The organism is Aeribacillus sp. FSL K6-8210, assembly GCF_037963925.1.
GTDB classification, from domain to species: domain Bacteria; phylum Bacillota; class Bacilli; order Bacillales; family Aeribacillaceae; genus Aeribacillus; species Aeribacillus composti.
In genome coordinates this window covers 2,560,000-2,578,261 of the sequence record NZ_CP150172.1, presented here as the reverse complement: position 1 = coordinate 2,578,261, position 18,262 = coordinate 2,560,000, and the positions used below count along the sequence as shown (strand labels likewise).

21 protein-coding genes are annotated in these 18,262 nt (G+C 41.1%); 18 read left to right on the top strand and 3 right to left on the bottom strand.

The window, feature by feature from the left end; genetic code table 11:
- Positions 1-10: 10 nt before the first annotated feature.
- Positions 11-928: a heme o synthase gene (gene cyoE / locus NSQ41_RS12415; RefSeq protein WP_339210031.1), complete on the bottom strand. Its 918-nt coding sequence runs from the start codon at positions 926-928 to the stop codon at positions 11-13.
- Positions 929-1,098: 170 nt separating this feature from the next.
- Between cyoE and NSQ41_RS12410 the strand changes: the two genes are divergently transcribed.
- Positions 1,099-1,704, top strand: a complete 606-nt coding sequence (locus NSQ41_RS12410; protein WP_066247661.1) for a TetR/AcrR family transcriptional regulator — start codon at positions 1,099-1,101, stop codon at positions 1,702-1,704.
- A gap of 263 nt (positions 1,705-1,967) precedes the next feature.
- Here the strand turns inward: NSQ41_RS12410 and NSQ41_RS12405 are convergent, their stop codons facing one another.
- On the bottom strand, positions 1,968-2,888 hold the full coding sequence (locus NSQ41_RS12405) for an aldo/keto reductase (protein WP_339210030.1): 921 nt from the start codon (positions 2,886-2,888) through the stop codon (positions 1,968-1,970).
- 5 nt (positions 2,889-2,893) lie between these two features.
- Positions 2,894-3,073, bottom strand: coding sequence for a Z-ring formation inhibitor MciZ (gene mciZ, locus NSQ41_RS12400; RefSeq protein WP_161939821.1), 180 nt, complete (start codon positions 3,071-3,073; stop codon positions 2,894-2,896).
- A gap of 78 nt (positions 3,074-3,151) precedes the next feature.
- Between mciZ and NSQ41_RS12395 the strand changes: the two genes are divergently transcribed.
- From NSQ41_RS12395 to NSQ41_RS12315, 17 genes are all read left to right on the top strand, one after another.
- Positions 3,152-3,706 carry an NUDIX hydrolase gene (locus tag NSQ41_RS12395; protein WP_063388341.1) on the top strand — a complete coding sequence of 185 codons (555 nt, stop codon included), beginning with the start codon at positions 3,152-3,154 and terminating at the stop codon, positions 3,704-3,706.
- Positions 3,703-4,872 carry a TIGR00375 family protein gene (locus tag NSQ41_RS12390; RefSeq protein ID WP_339210029.1) on the top strand — a complete coding sequence of 390 codons (1,170 nt, stop codon included), beginning with the start codon at positions 3,703-3,705 and terminating at the stop codon, positions 4,870-4,872. The genes NSQ41_RS12395 and NSQ41_RS12390 overlap by 4 nt, the downstream gene beginning before the upstream one ends.
- A 96-nt stretch (positions 4,873-4,968) precedes the next feature.
- A complete protein-coding gene (spoIIM, locus tag NSQ41_RS12385) occupies positions 4,969-5,607 on the top strand; it encodes a stage II sporulation protein M (protein WP_066247667.1) in 639 nt (212 codons plus the stop codon).
- 111 nt (positions 5,608-5,718) lie between these two features.
- Entirely contained in the window at positions 5,719-6,183 is a 465-nt protein-coding gene (locus tag NSQ41_RS12380; RefSeq protein ID WP_063388338.1) for a Fur family transcriptional regulator, read from the top strand.
- Positions 6,184-6,290: 107 nt separating this feature from the next.
- A complete protein-coding gene (locus NSQ41_RS12375; RefSeq protein ID WP_063388337.1) occupies positions 6,291-6,518 on the top strand; it encodes a YqzK family protein in 228 nt (75 codons plus the stop codon).
- Positions 6,519-6,524: 6 nt separating this feature from the next.
- Complete coding sequence (xerD, locus tag NSQ41_RS12370) at positions 6,525-7,418, top strand: site-specific tyrosine recombinase XerD (RefSeq protein ID WP_063388336.1); 894 nt, start codon at positions 6,525-6,527, stop codon at positions 7,416-7,418.
- A gap of 99 nt (positions 7,419-7,517) precedes the next feature.
- On the top strand, positions 7,518-8,708 hold the full coding sequence (gene deoB / locus NSQ41_RS12365; protein WP_311066295.1) for a phosphopentomutase: 1,191 nt from the start codon (positions 7,518-7,520) through the stop codon (positions 8,706-8,708).
- A gap of 3 nt (positions 8,709-8,711) precedes the next feature.
- Positions 8,712-9,530: a purine-nucleoside phosphorylase gene (locus tag NSQ41_RS12360; protein ID WP_339196768.1), complete on the top strand. Its 819-nt coding sequence runs from the start codon at positions 8,712-8,714 to the stop codon at positions 9,528-9,530.
- Positions 9,531-9,545: 15 nt separating this feature from the next.
- Positions 9,546-10,850 carry a pyrimidine-nucleoside phosphorylase gene (locus NSQ41_RS12355; RefSeq protein ID WP_339210028.1) on the top strand — a complete coding sequence of 435 codons (1,305 nt, stop codon included), beginning with the start codon at positions 9,546-9,548 and terminating at the stop codon, positions 10,848-10,850.
- 181 nt (positions 10,851-11,031) lie between these two features.
- Positions 11,032-12,198, top strand: coding sequence for a D-alanyl-D-alanine carboxypeptidase family protein (locus NSQ41_RS12350; protein ID WP_063388332.1), 1,167 nt, complete (start codon positions 11,032-11,034; stop codon positions 12,196-12,198).
- Between the two features lie 97 nt (positions 12,199-12,295).
- On the top strand, positions 12,296-12,649 hold the full coding sequence (gene spoIIAA, locus NSQ41_RS12345; protein WP_063388331.1) for an anti-sigma F factor antagonist: 354 nt from the start codon (positions 12,296-12,298) through the stop codon (positions 12,647-12,649).
- Positions 12,646-13,086, top strand: a complete 441-nt coding sequence (gene spoIIAB, locus NSQ41_RS12340) for an anti-sigma F factor (RefSeq protein WP_063388330.1) — start codon at positions 12,646-12,648, stop codon at positions 13,084-13,086. The genes spoIIAA and spoIIAB overlap by 4 nt, the downstream gene beginning before the upstream one ends.
- Before the next feature lie 12 nt (positions 13,087-13,098).
- Positions 13,099-13,857, top strand: a complete 759-nt coding sequence (gene sigF, locus NSQ41_RS12335; RefSeq protein WP_063388329.1) for an RNA polymerase sporulation sigma factor SigF — start codon at positions 13,099-13,101, stop codon at positions 13,855-13,857.
- A 742-nt stretch (positions 13,858-14,599) separates the two neighbouring features.
- The gene (locus NSQ41_RS12330) at positions 14,600-15,217 is read left to right on the top strand and encodes a stage V sporulation protein AA (RefSeq protein ID WP_063388643.1); all 618 of its coding nucleotides are present in this window, start codon (positions 14,600-14,602) and stop codon (positions 15,215-15,217) included.
- Positions 15,204-15,629, top strand: coding sequence for a stage V sporulation protein AB (locus tag NSQ41_RS12325; RefSeq protein ID WP_094246162.1), 426 nt, complete (start codon positions 15,204-15,206; stop codon positions 15,627-15,629). Before NSQ41_RS12330 ends, NSQ41_RS12325 begins: the two co-directional genes overlap by 14 nt.
- A 37-nt stretch (positions 15,630-15,666) precedes the next feature.
- A complete protein-coding gene (gene spoVAD, locus NSQ41_RS12320) occupies positions 15,667-16,674 on the top strand; it encodes a stage V sporulation protein AD (protein WP_063388662.1) in 1,008 nt (335 codons plus the stop codon).
- A 55-nt stretch (positions 16,675-16,729) separates the two neighbouring features.
- On the top strand, positions 16,730-18,205 hold the full coding sequence (locus NSQ41_RS12315; RefSeq protein ID WP_327855896.1) for a spore germination protein: 1,476 nt from the start codon (positions 16,730-16,732) through the stop codon (positions 18,203-18,205).
- Positions 18,206-18,262 lie beyond the last annotated feature (57 nt).

Genomic DNA, 18,262 nt, shown 5'->3' with positions numbered 1-18,262 from the left:
ACACTTTCTTTTATAAATGAAAAAGAATTCCCACAAGAGAATAGATAATGACAGTTGAAAATAAGATTGTCATATGAAACAGAGAATAAAGAAACATTGATTTTGCCCATTTCTCTGAATCCATTTTTTTATAGCCGAAAATGCTTAACATAAGCCACAGAACGCTTAAAAGAAGGGCTACTAGCATAAGACCAAGGCTTAAAGGCCCAAAAAGAAAGCTTGCTGCAATTAAAATAATTAAATAAATATTCGTTTGTATATATGTTCTTTTAACACCTTTGACAACTGGGAGCATAGGAACCTTCGCAGCCTTATACTCATCGTGCTTGCGAATAGCTATAGCATAAAAATGAGGCATTTGCCAAATAATTGAAATCACAAACAAACCAAGAATGGCTGGATGTGTCACGTCCGGATGAGCAGCAGCCCATCCGATGAGAGGGGGCATTGCTCCAGAAATACTGCCAATTTCCGTATTATAAATTGTTCTTCTCTTGCTCCACATCGTATATGGGACAACATAAAAAAACAAACCTAGAAACCCTAGGAATGCTGCTAGAGGAGTTGTTAATGCAAGAGCTGCAATTCCTAAAATAGACATACAGATTCCAAGCCATAATACTGTTTTAGGCTTTATTGCTCCTGTCACAGTCGGTCTGTTTTTCGTCCTTTCCATGATAGAATCTATATCTCGGTCATATAAGTTGTTAAAAGCTCCAGCTGCACCCATTACGAAAATCGATCCAATCAAAGCAAATAACATTTCCGGCAATTTCTCAAACAGGCTGATCTGATACGTATACAATGCCAATGTCAATCCAGCCAACATCGGAACGAGATTTGATTGAATAATTCCAATTTTACAAGTTTCAGCCAAAATTTGGGGCAAAGTTGGTTTCTGTGTTGTAAGGCTTTCTTCTTTTCGCATTCTTCCCCTCTTCCTTTTTCACTCATGATCTATAAATCTAGGAGGACATTGTTGATAGTTGCGTCCAGCATAATGAGAAATTATAATTTGTATACTGATTAGAATTTATATACTATCTGGTATGTTAATGCTATATGGTATGATTGTCAAGAGAGAGGGAGGATAGCAAATTGGTCAGACGAAGATTAACCCAAGAGGAGCGAAAAAAAGAAACGCGGCAATTACTTTTAGAGTCAGCTGTTGAAATCTTTGCTCGATTCGGCTTTCACGGCGCTTCTGTTGATAAAATTGCAGAACATGCCGGATTTAGCAAAGGGGCGGTATATGCCCATTTTCGTTCCAAAGAAGAGCTCTTTTTAGCTATTTTGGAGCAACAAATGCAATTGCATGTGGACAACATTCTTCAAGTCATAGACGGACAGCATTCGCTTTCACATTTTATCGAAACGATGGATGAATATTTCCTGTCAGTTAGGCAGAAAAATCGAACGTGGAGCATGCTTAACATGGAATTTTTTCTTTATGCGATGCGTGAAGAATCGGTACGCCGAAAATGGTCTGACATGATAACGGAAGCGGTACAACAAATTTCCAAGGCGATTGAAAAATTGAAGTCGAAAGAGAATAACGATTCTGCTCTATCTGCGGATGAAATAGCATGGACTATTCTTTCGTTAGAAAACGGTTTAGCGATATTTTATTATATTAGCGAAGACCGTGTGCCTCTTCATTTATATGGAAAAGCACTGCAAAATTTGCTTCGATCCCCTCATTAGAAAATATTCAAGCTTAAACGGATTTCAAAATATATTAGTCCAAAATTTTTCAAGATAGGAATGGACGGCGCTGTTCAATGAACCGATACATATAGTTGTAAATCCGGTTTATGTGCTATGAACAATCGTTTAGCCATTGAGATTGCAACATGATCATGCGAATCCCATCCGTTTCGGCAGGAACATCAACTGGATAGCTAAATTGAATTTTCAACAGTCATGTGAATCCGAAAATAAATAAGCGGGGATCGTCCCCGCCTGTTTTAATCGCGATGGATTGTATAAAGAGACTGTTTTGTTGCGTTTATAAGCGCTTCGTACTCTTCTTCCAGCAGATCTTTTGCTTTCGCTGCTTGGACATTTTCAAGCAGCTGCTCTTGCTTGCTCGCTCCGGCAATGCAGGAGGCTACAACACGCTGATGAAGAACATATTTTATGGCTGTTTCCGTCCGAGTGCGATCCGGGCATGTTGAATCGATGCTGTGCAAAGCTTCTTTTAATTCATCGAACGTGTAGTCTAAATATCCATTGTTCTTGACGCGCTCAGAGGCTTTTTCGAGCGGGCGCTCTGTCAAGAGGCCTTGAGCCAACGGCCCTCTGGCAATAACAGAAACGTTATGCTCCTGAATCAAAGGAAACCATTCTTCTGGGCGCCGGTCAAGAAGGCTGTATTGCATCATGATTGAAACGATATTGGAGCGTTTCAACCATTCTTTCATAACGTTCGGCCGAATCGAAGAAATGCCGTAGTAGCGGATGACGCCTTCCTGCTTTAACTCTTCGAACGCTTCAATCGTTTCATCGATCGGGTCGTCGATTGTTCCTCCGTGAAGCTGATATAAGTCGATATAATCTGTACCCAGCCGTCTGAGGCTTTCTTTCACTTCTTCCTTTATGTATTTCTTGGATGGATCCCACCACCATCCGTCTTTGCCAACTTCAAACCGGTTTCCTACTTTTGTTGCTAAAATGATATCGTTTCGACGCGATTTAAGAGCCCTTCCGACAAATTCTTCATTCAGGCCTTGATCATAAAGATCTGCTGTATCAAAAAAATTAATCCCCAATTCAAGAGCTTGGTCAATCAGCGAACGCGCATGCTTTTCGTCGCGGCCAAGCGACATGCATCCAAGACCGATTTCGCTCACATACAGCTCGGATGTTCCTAATCTGCGCTTTTTCAAAAAGATCACCTCTCTTTTTCTCTTCTAATTTGAAAGTAGTATAAACTTTTTGAAAAAGCAAATGTTTCATATTCATGATGAAGCCATTCATAGACTGTTTTATATCGTTTTGCGGCTTCCTTTAAGCTGTAAGAAATTTCCTTCGGCTTTCCGATCATCACGACCCGGTTATAATTCCGATACATGAGCAATCGCTCCGCCTCCTTTTTAATTATGGTAGAATGTATGAAGAATGATTGGATAATAGAACAGGAGTTGAATATATGAACCGTTTAAACGAGGAAACGATTGCGAAGGAAAAAATTTTTTCAGGGAAGATTATTGATGTATATGTGGAAGATGTCCGTCTCCCAAACGGGGAAAATGCGAAACGTGAAGTCGTGAAGCATCCGGGTGCAGTTGCCGTGATCCCTATTACAAATGAAGGGAAAATTGTCATGGTGAGACAATATCGCAAAGCTTTAGAACGCCAGCTTGTGGAAATTCCTGCCGGCAAGCTTGAAAAAGGGGAGTCACCTGAAATCACAGCAAGAAGAGAGTTGGAAGAAGAAACGGGCTATGGATGTGAATCATTAAAACATGTCATTTCGTTTTATACTTCACCGGGCTTTGCTGATGAACTCGTTCATCTTTATTTAGCTGAAGGATTGATAAAGCTGGAAAATAAAGCGAGTTTGGATGAAGACGAGTTTGTCGAGGTGCTGGAAGTAACCCTTGAGGAAGCGAGAAAATTAATAGAAGAAAAAGAAATTTACGATGCAAAAACTGCTTATGCAGTTCAATATTTAACATTAAAACAATTGAGTGAGGAGATATGAACGCTTTTTTCGCAGATTTGCACATTCATATCGGCAGAACAAATACAGGAAAACCGGTAAAGATTACGGGGGCCAAGTCACTGACGCTTGAAAATATTTTTATAGAAGCAGCTGAGAGCAAAGGTATGGATATAATTGGCATCATTGATTGCCATGTCCCCGAAGTAATCAAGGAAATTGAAGATGGCATCAGAAGGGGAAAGTATGAGGAATTAATGGAAGGGGGAGTCCGCTATCAAAATTCGACACTTATTTTAGGTACGGAGCTTGAAATATTTGATGAACATTGCAATGGGCCGATTCATGTTCTATGCTTTATGCCGACTTTAGAAAAGATGAAGGAATTTTCCCATTGGCTCAGCTCCCATTTAAAAAATATTCATTTAAGCTCTCAACGGGTATATGTTGAAGGGAAAAGACTTCAGCATAAAGTGAAGAGCTTGGGCGGATTGTTCATTCCGGCGCATATTTTTACTCCTTTTAAAAGCTTGTACGGAAAAGGGGTTCAGCGAAGCTTGACAGAAGTTTTTGATCAAACACTCATCGATGCGGTCGAGCTCGGTTTGAGCAGCGATACTAACATGGCAAGCCGTATTCGTGAACTAGCTTCCTATCCATTTTTAACGAACTCAGACGCCCATTCATTGCCAAAAATCGGGCGGGAATATCAGAAGTTGTTGTTAAAAGCGCCGACGTTTCAGGAATTGGTGATGGCGATCAAAAAAGAAAACGACAGAAAAATTGAGGCGAATTACGGATTAAACCCGAAACTTGGAAAGTATTACGAAACGTTTTGTGAAGCGTGCCAAAAAACAGTAGGCTTGACAGATGAGGGATGCTGTCAAATATGCGGAGGAGTAAAAATTACAAAAGGTGTAAAACAGCGGGTTGAAGAACTGGGGGATAAAACAAATCATGCGCCGAAAAGGCCCCCTTATATTCATCAAGTCCCGCTAGCTTTTCTGCCTGGCATTGGCCCTAAAACATTAAAAAAATTAAAGCATTATTTTGGAACGGAAATGAATATTTTACACAAAGTTCCGTACGCCGATCTTGTCGAAGTGGTTCCGGAAAAAATCGCCGCTTCCATCATCTCGGCAAGAGAAGGCACCCTTTATGTGCAATCAGGGGGAGGAGGAAAATACGGAAAAGTGGAAGGTGCGTAAATTTTCGCGCCTTTTCTTTTTTTCTAGTAAAAATACGAATATGTACCATCCGTTCTCTCATACAATCTAGTAAAGAAAGACAGGAGAGGATAGGATATGCAGAATATTCAGCGTTTTTTACTAAAACAATTGAAAGATCAATCAACCGTCTATTTATTTGTGCTTATATTGTTCATAATGGGAGTAATTTTTGGCGCAATCATCGTAAACAGCATGAGCATTACGCAAAAAGAAGATCTGTATTATTATTTAAACCTGTTTTTTGGACAAGTATCGGACGGAAAACTTGCCAGCTCGTTTGAAATGTTCAAGCAAAGTTTTTTCCACAATACAAAATATGTAGGGCTTATGTGGCTTCTAGGCATTTCGATCATTGGTCTGCCGATTATTTTTATCATGTTATTTTTAAAAGGAATGGTCGTTGGATTTACAGTCGGATTTTTAGTAAATCAAATGAAATGGGGCGGATTTTTGCTGTCATTCGTTTCCGTTTTGCCGCAAAATTTGCTGCTGATACCTGTGTTTCTTATTATGAGCGCATCGGCAATTTCTTTTTCCTTCAAGCTCATTAGACAGCTTTTTGTAAAAAAGTTCCACGATCAGCCGTTTAGAATGTTTGCAGGCTATGCAGTCACATTTTCTTGCTTGATCGCCGTTATATTGCTCGCTGCAATGTTAGAAGCATATGTTTCCCCGATCCTGATGAGAGGGACGATCGATTTTATTTATAAATAATAATTATTATTTAATATAAATTTTATTTTTTAATTTAAAATTATTTCAGTTGGACACTTTCTTTTATTTTGTTATAATATATGAGGAATGCGGCGAGGGAGGGAAAGTGTCATGGAAAACCGCATAGAGCGTATAAAAAAGCAGTTGCATTCTTCAAGCTATAAATTAACCCCGCAAAGGGAAGCAACCGTTCGTGTTTTGCTTGAACATGAAGAGGATCATTTAAGTGCCGAAGATGTTTACCTCCTCGTTAAGGAAAAATCGCCTGAGATCGGGCTCGCAACAGTGTACAGAACGCTAGAATTGTTAACTGAGCTGAAAATTGTTGATAAAATAAACTTTGGAGACGGGGTTTCCAGATATGATTTGCGCAGGGAAGGAGCCGCTCATTTTCACCATCATCTCGTATGTATGGAATGCGGTTCCGTTGATGAGATTCAGGAAGATTTATTAGAAGATGTTGAAAAAATTGTCGAACGAGATTGGAAGTTTAAAATTAAAGATCATCGTCTAACTTTTCACGGCATATGCCACCGCTGTCAGGAAAAAGAAAAAGAAGATAACAAGAAAGAATAAAGCCTTTTCCGCGAGGGGAAAGGTTTTTTTATATTATATACGTATAAAGATTGTCCAGACGGTCATATCTTTAAATATAAGAAAATATGGCCTTGTGGAGGACGAACATGGAAAAATGGACGAAAACCGTAAAGAATATGCTTAAAATTTTTATCTTGTTTACAGGATTTACGATTTTGTTCTACTATGCTATTATATGGGTTAACTTGGAATATCAAGATTACCATCGCTATGACGAGCCTGAAGGATCTGCCGTAAAGGTGACAAGCGTTGTGGAAGAACAGAACGATAATTGGCTGAATCGCTTAATATTCTTTTATTTAAACGGGGAGTAGAGAAGATTGAACGATCATATCCAAGATTTTATTCATTATTTGACCGTTGAGAGAGGACTTGCGAACAATACGATCGTTTCATATGAGCGAGACTTGAAATCGTACAAGCAATTTTTGAACGAAAAACTGAATATTCAAGAAGTGCAAAATATTCAACGCTATCATATTTTGCAATATTTGCATTTTTTGAAAGATCAAGGGAAATCCAGCAAGACAATCGCCCGGCATATCGCCTCAATCCGCGCTTTCCATCAATTTTTGTTAAGGGAAAAAGCTGCGGATGAAGACCCGTCCGTCCATATTGAAACACCGCAGATTGAACGGAAGCTTCCGAAAGTGCTGTCTCTTGAGGAAGTGGAGCGGCTTCTTGAAACGCCTGAGCTGACCTCACCGATTGGATATAGAGATAAAGCAATGCTTGAACTTTTATATGCGACAGGTATTCGGGTGAGTGAAATGGTTCATTTGAATCTTTCAGACGTCCATTTGATTATGGGATTTATCCGCTGCTACGGAAAAGGGAAAAAAGAACGGCTCGTTCCGATTGGAGAAAAAGCAACAAAAGCGCTGGAGGAATATTTGGAAAAGGGCCGGCCAAAGCTTGTAAGACAGAAGCATAAAACGGATGCCTTATTTTTAAACCATCATGGAAAAAGAATTTCCCGCCAAGGATTTTGGAAAAATTTAAAATCGATTGCGGTTAAAGCAGGAATACAAAAAGAATTGACTCCTCATACATTGCGACATTCCTTTGCCACCCATCTGCTTGAAAACGGCGCTGATCTAAGAGCGGTGCAAGAAATGCTAGGTCATGCTGATATTTCAACCACGCAAATTTATACTCATGTAACAAAAACACGTTTAAAAGATGTATATAAAATGTACCACCCCCGTGCTTAATGCCATCGTCATGCTAAAAATCAAGTTGCTCGTCTGTTTCGGCAAGCATTAGGAAAAAATATAATCATCACCGCTTTCAAATGGCAGGAGGAATTTAACATGCAGCATACATATAAACGCGTCTTTTTAATTGTAATGGATTCAGTTGGAATCGGCGAAGCACCGGATGCAGAGCTTTATAACGACAAAGGTGCTGACACGCTTGGCCATATCGCTGAACATCTCGGCGGTTTGCATTTGCCGAATTTAGCGAAGCTCGGATTGGGGAATATACGTGAAATAAAAGGTGTTCCAAAGACAGACAAGCCGCTCGCCTTCTATACAAAAATGAAAGAAGCTTCAGCAGGAAAAGATACGATGACTGGTCATTGGGAGCTGATGGGGTTAAAAATCGATTCTCCTTTTCAAGTATTTCCAGACGGCTTCCCAGAAGAACTGATAGAGGAGCTTGAAAAAAGAACCGGGCGAAAAGTGCTTGGCAATAAGCCGGCAAGCGGTACGGCAATTATAGAAGAGCTTGGAAAAGAACATATGAAAACAGGAGCCATCATTGTCTATACGTCGGCAGACTCTGTTTTACAGATTGCTGCACATGAAAAAGTCATTCCTCTGAACGAATTATATCAAATTTGTCAAATTGCCCGCGAACTGACTTTGGATGAAAAGTACATGGTTGGGCGCGTTATAGCTCGTCCGTTTGTCGGGGAGCCGGGGAATTTTGAACGGACTGCCAACCGGCATGACTATGCTTTAAAGCCTTTCGGCCGAACAGTTATGAACGAGTTGAAGGACGGAGGATTTGATGTAATTGCCCTTGGGAAAATTTCCGATATTTATGACGGCGAAGGCATTACAGATGCAATCCGGACAAAGTCGAATATGGATGGATTGGACAAATTGATCCAAACATTCGACCGGGATTTTACAGGTCTTTCCTTTTTGAACCTTGTCGATTTTGATGCAAAATTCGGCCATAGAAGAGATCCTGAAGGGTATGGACAAGCGCTTGAGGAATTCGATGCTCGTCTTCCTGAAGTGTTCGAAAAAATGAAGGAAGAAGACCTGCTCATCATCACAGCAGACCATGGAAACGACCCTCTTCATCACGGTACAGATCATACTAGAGAATATGTTCCGCTGTTAGTTTATAATTCAACCTATACAAAAGGAAAAGAACTGCCAATCAGAGAAACATTTGCAGATGTAGGCGCAACCATTGCAGAAAATTTCGGCGTGCAAATGCCAAATTACGGAACAAGCTTTTTAACAGAATTGAAGCAGGGGGATTGATCAATGTCAATTGTGGAAGAAGTTGAAAGGGCCTCTCAATTTTTAAAAGATAAATGCAAACAAACTCCAGAGATCGGTCTCGTTCTAGGATCAGGTTTAGGAGTTCTCGCTGAAGAAGTGGAGGATGCTGTAACCATTCCATACAGCGGCATTCCTTATTTTCCGGTTTCCACTGTTGAAGGGCATAAAGGCCAATTCGTAATTGGGGAGCTAAATGGAAAAACAGTAGCGATCATGCAAGGCAGATTCCATTTTTACGAAGGGTATAGTGTAAAACAAGTGACATTTCCTGTGCGAGTCATGAAGGCGCTGGGTATTCATTCCTTAATTGTGACAAATGCAGCCGGAGGGATCAATCAGTCATATCAGCCAGGTGATTTAATGCTGATTACCGATCATATTAACAACATGGGACAAAACCCTTTAATTGGCGAACATAGCCCTGAGCTTGGCGACCGTTTTCCCGATATGTCGGAAGCGTACGATAGCAGACTAATCCAGCTGGCAAAAGAAGCAGCGAAAGAGCTTGGCATCGAAATAAAAGAGGGGGTTTATGTTGCCAATACTGGACCGTCCTATGAAACGCCGGCTGAAATACGGATGTTAAGAGCGATCGGGGGAGACGCAGTTGGCATGTCAACAGTTCCAGAAGTGATTGTGGCGAATCAAGTCAAAATGAAAGTGCTTGGCATTTCATGTATTACGAACATGGCGGCTGGTATTTTAAAACAGCCTTTGACGCATGAAGAAGTCATGAAAACGGCGGAAATGGTTCGGGCTGATTTTATAGCGCTAGTAAAATCCATCGTAGCCAAAATGTAGAAAAAGGTGATTTGCATGCGAATGGTCGATTTAATAGAGAAGAAGCGGGATGGGAAAGCGCTCACAAAAAAAGAAATCCGTTATATCATTGAAGGATATACGGCCGGGGAGATTCCGGACTATCAAATGAGCGCTTTCGCCATGGCCGTTTTTTTTAGAGGGATGACGGAAGAGGAAATGGCGGAGCTCACAATGGCGATGGTTGATTCTGGAGAAAAGATCGATCTTAGTGAAATTAAAGGAATAAAAGTGGATAAGCATTCGACCGGAGGAGTTGGCGATAAAACTACGTTGGTGCTTGCGCCGCTTGTGGCTTCAGCTGGTGTTCCTGTTGCCAAGATGAGCGGAAGAGGTCTTGGCCATACCGGCGGAACGATTGATAAACTAGAATCGATCCCGGGGTTTCATGTTGAAATAGACAATCGACAGTTTGTCCGTTTAGTCAATCAAAATAAAATTGCAGTCGTTGGACAAACGGGGAATTTAACTCCCGCTGATAAAAAACTGTACGCATTAAGAGATGTGACAGCGACGGTTAACAGTATTCCTCTTATTGCCAGCTCCATCATGAGCAAAAAAATCGCTGCCGGAGCGGATGCCATTGTTTTAGATGTTAAAACCGGATCGGGCGCTTTTATGAAAAATATAGAAGAATCAAAAAAACTGGCAAAAGCGATGGTGAAAATAGGGGAAAACGTCGGCAAAAAAACGATTGCCGTGATCTCCGATATGAGTCAGCCGTTAGGGTTTGCCATCGGAAACGCTCTTGAAGTCCAAGAAGCGATTGATACATTAAAAGGTGAAGGTCCTGAAGATTTAACTGAACTATGTTTAACGCTTGGCAGCTATATGGTGTATATGGCGGAAAAAGCAGACAGTTTAGAAAAAGCGCGTAAACTGCTCGAGCAATCCATTGCTTCAGGAAAAGCTTTAGAGACTTTTAAAACATTTGTCTCTGCCCAAGGGGGAGATGCTTCAATTGTGGACGATCCATCAAAATTGCCGCATTCTTCGTATACATTCGAATTAAAGGCGAAAGAAGAAGGCTATGTAAACGAAATTGCAGCTGATGCAGTCGGGACTGCCGCCATGTGGCTTGGTGCCGGAAGAGCGACGAAAGATGCTGCAATTGATTTGGGAGTCGGCCTCATCCTCCATAAAAAAATAGGCGATTACGTAAAAAAGGGAGAAACATTCGTTACAATTTACAGCAATCAACAAGATATTGAAAAGGTAAAACAAACTTTATACTACAGCATTAAAATTTCGAAAAACAAAACAAAAAAGCCTGTCCTTATTTATGAAACAATAACAAATTAGGAAAGAAAAAAAGAATCGGGTAATCCCGATTCTTTTTTTGTATAACTTTTTAATAATTGGAAAAAATGGGTTTTATACAGATAATTTTACCAGTAAAAATTCATTCTCATTTCATTTTTAGAGTCTTTTACATTTCATTAGATTAGATTGCAGTTACATATGAGGAATGGAGGATGTGGAGATGAAACAATTACTACTGTCTGTCATGGCAACATTTGTTCTTTTTTTTGGGGTTTCAACGGCTGCGTGGGCAGAAGAAAAAAATGTCAAACTAGTAGATGGAGTGAAATCGGCTATATTGATTGAGCGGGATACAGGTCAAGTACTATATGAAGAAAATTCAGATACACCGCTGCCGCCCGCCAGTATGACGAAAATCATGACGCTTCTTCTTATTATGGAAGCTCTTGATAAAGGAAAGATTCAAATGGATGAAAAAGTAAGAGCGAGCGAATATGCAGCATCCATGGGGGGATCGCAAATCTTTTTGGAACCTGGGGAAGAAATGACAGTGGAAGATTTATTAAAAGGAATTGCGATTGCTTCCGGCAATGATGCGTCTGTCGCGATGGCGGAGAGAATTGCAGGATCAGAAGAACAGTTTGTATCCATGATGAATCAAAAAGCGAAAGAGCTCGGACTGAAAAATACGCATTTTAAAAATTCGACCGGATTACCTGCAAAAGGACATTATTCGTCGGCAAAGGACATGGCGGTTATTGCCAAAGAGCTATTAAAATATGAAGAAATTACGAAATTTACGGGAACATATGAGGATTATTTACGAGAAGGAACAGACAAAAAATTTTGGTTGGTCAATACAAATCGGCTTGTGAAATTTTACGACGGAGTTGACGGTGTAAAAACAGGTTATACAAACGAAGCGAAATACTGTTTAACGGCAACAGCCAAAAAAGGGAATATGCGGGTGATTGCCGTTGTATTTGGAGCCAAAACGCCAAAAGATCGAAATGCTCAAATCACGAAGCTGTTAGACTATGCCTTTTCCCAGTATGAAACCCATCCTCTGTTTAAACGAAACGAAGTGGTGACAAAAGCAAAACTGAGCAAAGGAAGCGATAAAGATGTACAGCTGATTACTTCGGAGCCTGTTTCCATTATAACCAAAAAGGGCGAAAGCATTGATGATATTAAACAAGAAATTATGTTTAAAAACCACCTAGTAGCGCCAGTGAAAAAAGGAGATGAGCTTGGAACCCTCGTGCTGAAAAAGAATGGAAAGGTTTTTGCTGAAAGCAAGCTTGTGGCTAAACAAGATGTTCGCGTTGCGAGCTGGTGGAAGCTGTTCAAAAGGGTTCTAGGCGAATGGACGAAGGCCGAAAAATGATATTTTTGGCGAAATTCCACTAGTTTTGTCTTCAGGCAGGAAATATGAAAGGTCAACTCGAAAGATTCAATATTATAGTTGAAGGAGGAATATGATCTTGAGTCTAGCGGTTGACCTTGAAGTAAAAGAAAACGTGTTATTGATACGTCTGTCAGGGGAGCTCGACCACCATACAGCAGAGGAACTTCGGCAAAAAGTCAATGATGCCATCGAAAATAACTCTATTCAACATATTTTATTAAATTTAGAACAATTAACTTTTATGGATAGCTCCGGACTTGGAGTGATTCTCGGGCGTTATAAGCAAATAAAACATCTCGGCGGTGAAATGATTGTTTGCGCCATCTCCCCGAGTGTAAAGCGTCTTTTTGACATGTCAGGTTTATTTAAAATTATTCATCTGGCCGAGACAGAGAAAGCGGCTTTGCAAACGTTGGGGGTGGCGTCATGAAAAACGAAATGAAGCTTCAATTTTCCGCTGTAAGTCAAAATGAATCATTTGCAAGAGTAGCTGTAGCTTCCTTTATCGCACAGCTGGATCCGACGATCGATGAACTAACCGAAATCAAAACAGTAGTTTCCGAAGCTGTGACAAATGCGATCATTCACGGTTATGAAAATAATCCTGACGGTATTGTGTATATTTCCTGCACGCTAGAGGACCATATCGTTCATTTGACGATTCGAGATGAAGGGGTAGGAATTGACAACATTGAAGAAGCTAGACAGCCGCTTTTTACAACAAAGCCTGAGCTGGAGCGTTCAGGAATGGGATTTACCATCATGGAAAATTTTATGGATGAAGTGAAAATAGAATCGGAAAAAAATAAAGGCACAATCATTCGATTAACAAAACATCTTACAAAAAGCAAAGCTTTATGTAATTAAGGAGATTAGCTTATGGATGTGGAGGTCAAGAACGAACATTCGAATGGACAATTGAAGGATCAGGAAGTCAGGGATTTGATTAAAAGAAGCCAGCAAGGCGATCAGGCAGCCCGCGATTTGCTTATCCAAAAAAACATGCGGCTCGTTTGGTCAGTTGTGCAGCGATTTTTAAACCGAGGCTATGAGGCGGATGATCTATTTCAAATCGGCTGCATTGGCTTAGTGAAATCGGTCGATAAGTTTGATTTGTCGTATGATGTTAAATTTTCCACTTATGCTGTTCCGATGATTATAGGAGAAATTCAACGATTCATCCGGGATGACGGAACAGTAAAAGTGAGCCGTTCATTAAAAGAGCTCGGAAATAAAATTAGACGGGCTAGAGAGGAACTGTCCAAAACACTTGGCAAGGTGCCAACAGTAGGGGAGATCGCTGACTACTTAGATATTTCACCTGAAGATATCGTTCTTGCACAAGAAGCTGTACGTGCACCTTCCTCCATCCATGAAACGGTTTATGAAAATGATGGCGATCCGATTACATTGCTGGATCAAATTGCAGATCAAAATGAGCAAAAATGGTTTGATCAAATAGCATTAAAAGATGCTATGAACGATTTAGGCGAGCGGGAGCGGCTGATCGTTTATTTGCGGTATTATAAAGATCAAACACAGTCGGAAGTCGCAAAACGGTTAGGAATCTCACAAGTTCAGGTGTCCAGACTGGAAAAGAAAATATTAAAGCAAATGAAAGACCGAATGAGCGGATAGCTCTTTGGTCTTTTTTTGTGCGCCCGGCATGTATATGAACTATAGGGTGTAAGTCCCGAACCCCGAAGACAGAAGTAGAGGTTAGCCAAGAGCAAGGGTGTCCGTGGTGACGCGGAATCTGAAGGAAGCTGGAGGCAAAACACCGGTCCGAGGAACACGAACCTCATATAAGGCTAGGTATGATTGAGTGAGTTTGCAAAACAAAACAAAGCTCTTTCTGTCGAAGGTCATATCGAGTAAATGAGGCGGATAGATGGTGTGAAAGTGCATGTACTTACCCGGGGAGGTCTGGTGGATATGTGAAGTACGCTTCATAACCTACTTAGTGATAAGTAGCTGAACCGTCAGAAGTCAGCAGAGGTCATAGTATTAGTTGGTCTAGAACAACTAAGAAGGACCGAACAATTAAGAGAGAATAGCCCTTGGCATTCAGTGAGTCATGATGAACACAGAAAACGTAGTACCTCACTTGAGGGAGGAAGCGGTGAATCCCGTGGGAGACCTCTTGGAGGGTGGAGTGACCACTGGCATAAAGAGAACAGCTATTCACGGAAGTTATGAAAACTTGCGTCAATTATCTTAATTGAACCGCCGTATACGGAACCGTACGTACGGTGGTGTGAGAGGACGGGAGTTAATCGCTCCCTCCTACTCGATTGTGGAAATAAATGGTCTTGATCATTTTGCATGAGGGAGTGGCGAACGTTTCATACTATTAGAAAAAAGTAGGATGTGACAGGGCGTGAATAAAACGGTTTATGTGCGTCTAAAGCATCGTATTCAGGCAAAACCGAACGAAAGGATCACGCTTAACAAAATCGCGAAAATAATTGCAGACGAAGCGTTAATCAGCAAAATGGGGGATCAAATCATTCATCAAATTCAATCAAAAGATAAAACATATGTTGTCATTGATGTCATCAACGTCATAGAAAAAATCCAATCCATTGATCCTTCCCTTGATGTCCAACCTGTTGGGCCGACGCAAACAATTGTTGAAATTCAAAATCATCGAAAAAAATTTGCTCCCGTCCTTTTTTTTCTTGTATGGCTGTTATTATTTGTCGGATCGGCTTTAACGATTATGAACTTTCATGAAGATGTCAGCATGCAGCGGATGCATCGCAATTTGTATCAGTTTTTCACTGGCAATAAGATCGATAAGCCGTTAATTTTGCAAATCCCCTACTCCATCGGTTTGGGGCTGGGAATGGTTCTGTTTTTTAATCACGTTTTTAAAAAGAAATTTAATGAAGAGCCGAGTCCGTTGGAAGTCGAGATTTTTAATTATCAAATGGATCTCGACCAATACATCGCCATAAACGAAAACAAAGAAAGCGTGAAAAATGATGATGATTAAATGGTTCATGCTTTTGTTTACGGGGTTTGCAGGGGGCTTGGCTGTCGGGTGTGGATTTGTTGCGTTTTTATCTGTTCTCGGAATCATTCCAAGACTCATGCAGCTGACGAAGACAATAAAATGGATTCGTTTGTATGAATGGGCTGTTATTCTTGGCGCCGTGTCCGGCGGTTGGTTCAGCCTCTCTCCCGTCTATTTGCATGCTTCGCATTATTGGTTTATCCCGATCGGTCTCCTTTACGGAATATTTGTCGGAATGCTTGCAGCAGCATTAACAGAAGTGCTGAATGTATTTCCGATATTAGCGAAAAGGATCGGCATTGATGACAAAATCGTTATGTTGATGATGGCGATCGTTTTAGGAAAAATTTGCGGCTCTTTGTTTCATTGGCTTTATTTTGCTGGTCTGTAAAGGCAATTTGTCATATGATCGGAGGAAACATAGCATGATGCGGTTAACGGGAAAGCAAACATGGGTGTTTCAACATAAATTGTTTGTCAATAAAACGGCAACTGTCGTTGGGCCGAAGGAAGCGAAAGGACCGCTTAAGGAAACATTTGATGCTCATTTTGATGATATGTACTGCGGTGCGCCTTCTTGGGAATTGGCCGAGCGGAATTTAATGGAGCAGGCGATCAGCCGCTGTTTAAAAAAAGCTGAATTAAAGGAAGAGGATATTGATTTGTTTTTGGCGGGGGATTTATTGAACCAAAATGCTACATCGAACTATACAGCTAGAATGCTCAATATTCCGCTGTTATGTATGTACGGGGCCTGTTCGACTTCAATGGAAACAGTCGCTGCGGCATGCGCGCTGATCGATGGGGGGTTCGCGAACAAAATTATCGCTGCCACAAGCAGCCATTATGGCGCAGCTGAAAAGCAGTTTCGGCATCCAACGAATTTCGGCGGACAAAAACCAGAAACAGCGACGACAACCGTAACAGGGGCAGGTGCTGTATTAATCAGCAAAGACGAAAGTGAGATTGCCATAACGGCTGCAACGATCGGCAAGGTGATCGATGTTGGCAGGAAAAACCCTTATGATATGGGGTCCGCAATGGCGCCGGCAGCTGCAGATACAATTAAGCAGCACTTTCGTGATTTAAATCGGACTCCTTCTGACTACGATTTAATTCTTACCGGCGATCTTTCGGGAGTCGGCAGTCCGAAGCTGAAGGAATTATTGCTTGAGGATGGGTACGACATCCGAGGCAACCATTCAGATTGCGGGCTGTTAATTTTTCATCCAGCACAAAGAGCATTTGCCGGCGGGAGCGGATGTGCTTGTTCAGCAGTTGTAACTTACGGTCACATATTCCAAGAAATGAAAAAAGGAAATTTAAAACGAGTATTGATGGTGGCAACCGGGGCTCTGTTAAGTAAAACGATGATCAAGCTGAACGAATCGATCCCGGCCATAGCTCACGGAGTAGTTTTTGAAAGACAGAGATAGAAAGGCGGGAAAAGGTGAGCTGAACATGAATGATGAAGAGAAAGGATTCGATAGCATGACGAAATTAACCGATCAAGAAAAAAGTCAAATCTCTCCCAAGCTGCAAGATACCGAAAAATTTTTTCGAGATCATATTGGCTTAGGAACAAGCTTTGATTTAGGCGTGCGCAAATTTATGCTTCTCGGAAAACAAGTGCATTTATATTATGTGACAGGACTTTGCGATTCACTTTATGTCATCGAACTGATCAAGGAGCTTTTGAAAATCAATGATCATGAAACGGAAGCCAATCGTTTAAAGGAAATTGTCAAAAACCGTCTCGTTCATCAGCAAGTAACATTGGTTCAAACGCTTGATGAAGCAGTCGATCAAGTGTTGTCAGGCTTAGTCGTTTTTTTTGTCGAAGACAGCGATTTTGCTTTTGTTGTCGATGTCCGCAACTATCCTGGAAGACAGCCGGAAGAGCCGGATACGGAAAAAGTGATCCGCGGCGCACGTGACGGTTTTGTGGAAAATATCGTTGTCAACACGGGACTGATTCGGAGAAGAATAAGGGACGAACGTCTGAGATATGAAATCATGAAAATCGGCGAGCGATCAAAAACCGACATTGCGATCGCGTATTTGGAAGATGTGGCGGATCCAGGATTAATTGAAGTGATCAAAAAGGAGTTAAAAACGATAAAGATTGACGGGCTTCCAATGGCAGATAAAACAATTGAAGAATTTTTAGTAAAGCAAGGCTTTAATCCGTTTCCGCTTGTCCGCTATACGGAAAGAGCGGATGTCGCTGCAGTTCATTTGCTGGAAGGACATGTCATTATTCTTGTTGACACGTCCCCGAGTGTCATTATTACGCCAACTACTTTTTTTCACCATGTTCAGCACGCCGAAGAATACCGTCAGGCGCCAGCGGCCGGAACGTTTGTCAGATGGGTGCGCTTTTTTGGCATGCTAGCTTCTATTTATTTGCTTCCTCTTTGGATGCTGTATGTAGTGCAGCCGTCTTTACTGCCGGAGGCTATATCTTACATCGGACCAAACAAAGAAAAAAATATTCCGATTGTTGTTCAAATTTTTCTTGCTGACATAGGGATTGAGCTTTTAAGAATGGCAGCCATTCATACACCGACAGCTCTTTCAGTGGCGATGGGTTTAATTGCAGCAGTTCTCATAGGACAAATTGCCATCGATGTCGGTTTGTTTTCGCCGGAAGTTATTTTGTACGTTTCCATTGCGGCGGTCGGTACTTTTGCAACCCCGAGCTATGAATTGAGCGTAGCCAATAAAATCGTTCGTTTTGTATTGCTGCTATTAGTAGTGATCTTTAAAGTGCCCGGATTAGTGATCGGCTGCACACTGTTCATCCTTTTCCTTGCCAGCATTCGATCGTTAAATACGCCTTATTTATGGCCGTTTATCCCTTTTAATCCTCAAGCCTTTTGGCAGATCATCGTCAGGTCGTCGGTGCCTCATATAAAAGTAAGGCCAAGCATTGTTCATCCGCAGAACGTAAAAAAGCAGCCTTAAAAAAATTTGAAAGAGAAAATGTTTTATGGTAATGTATTTTTAACTTTTACGTTCACG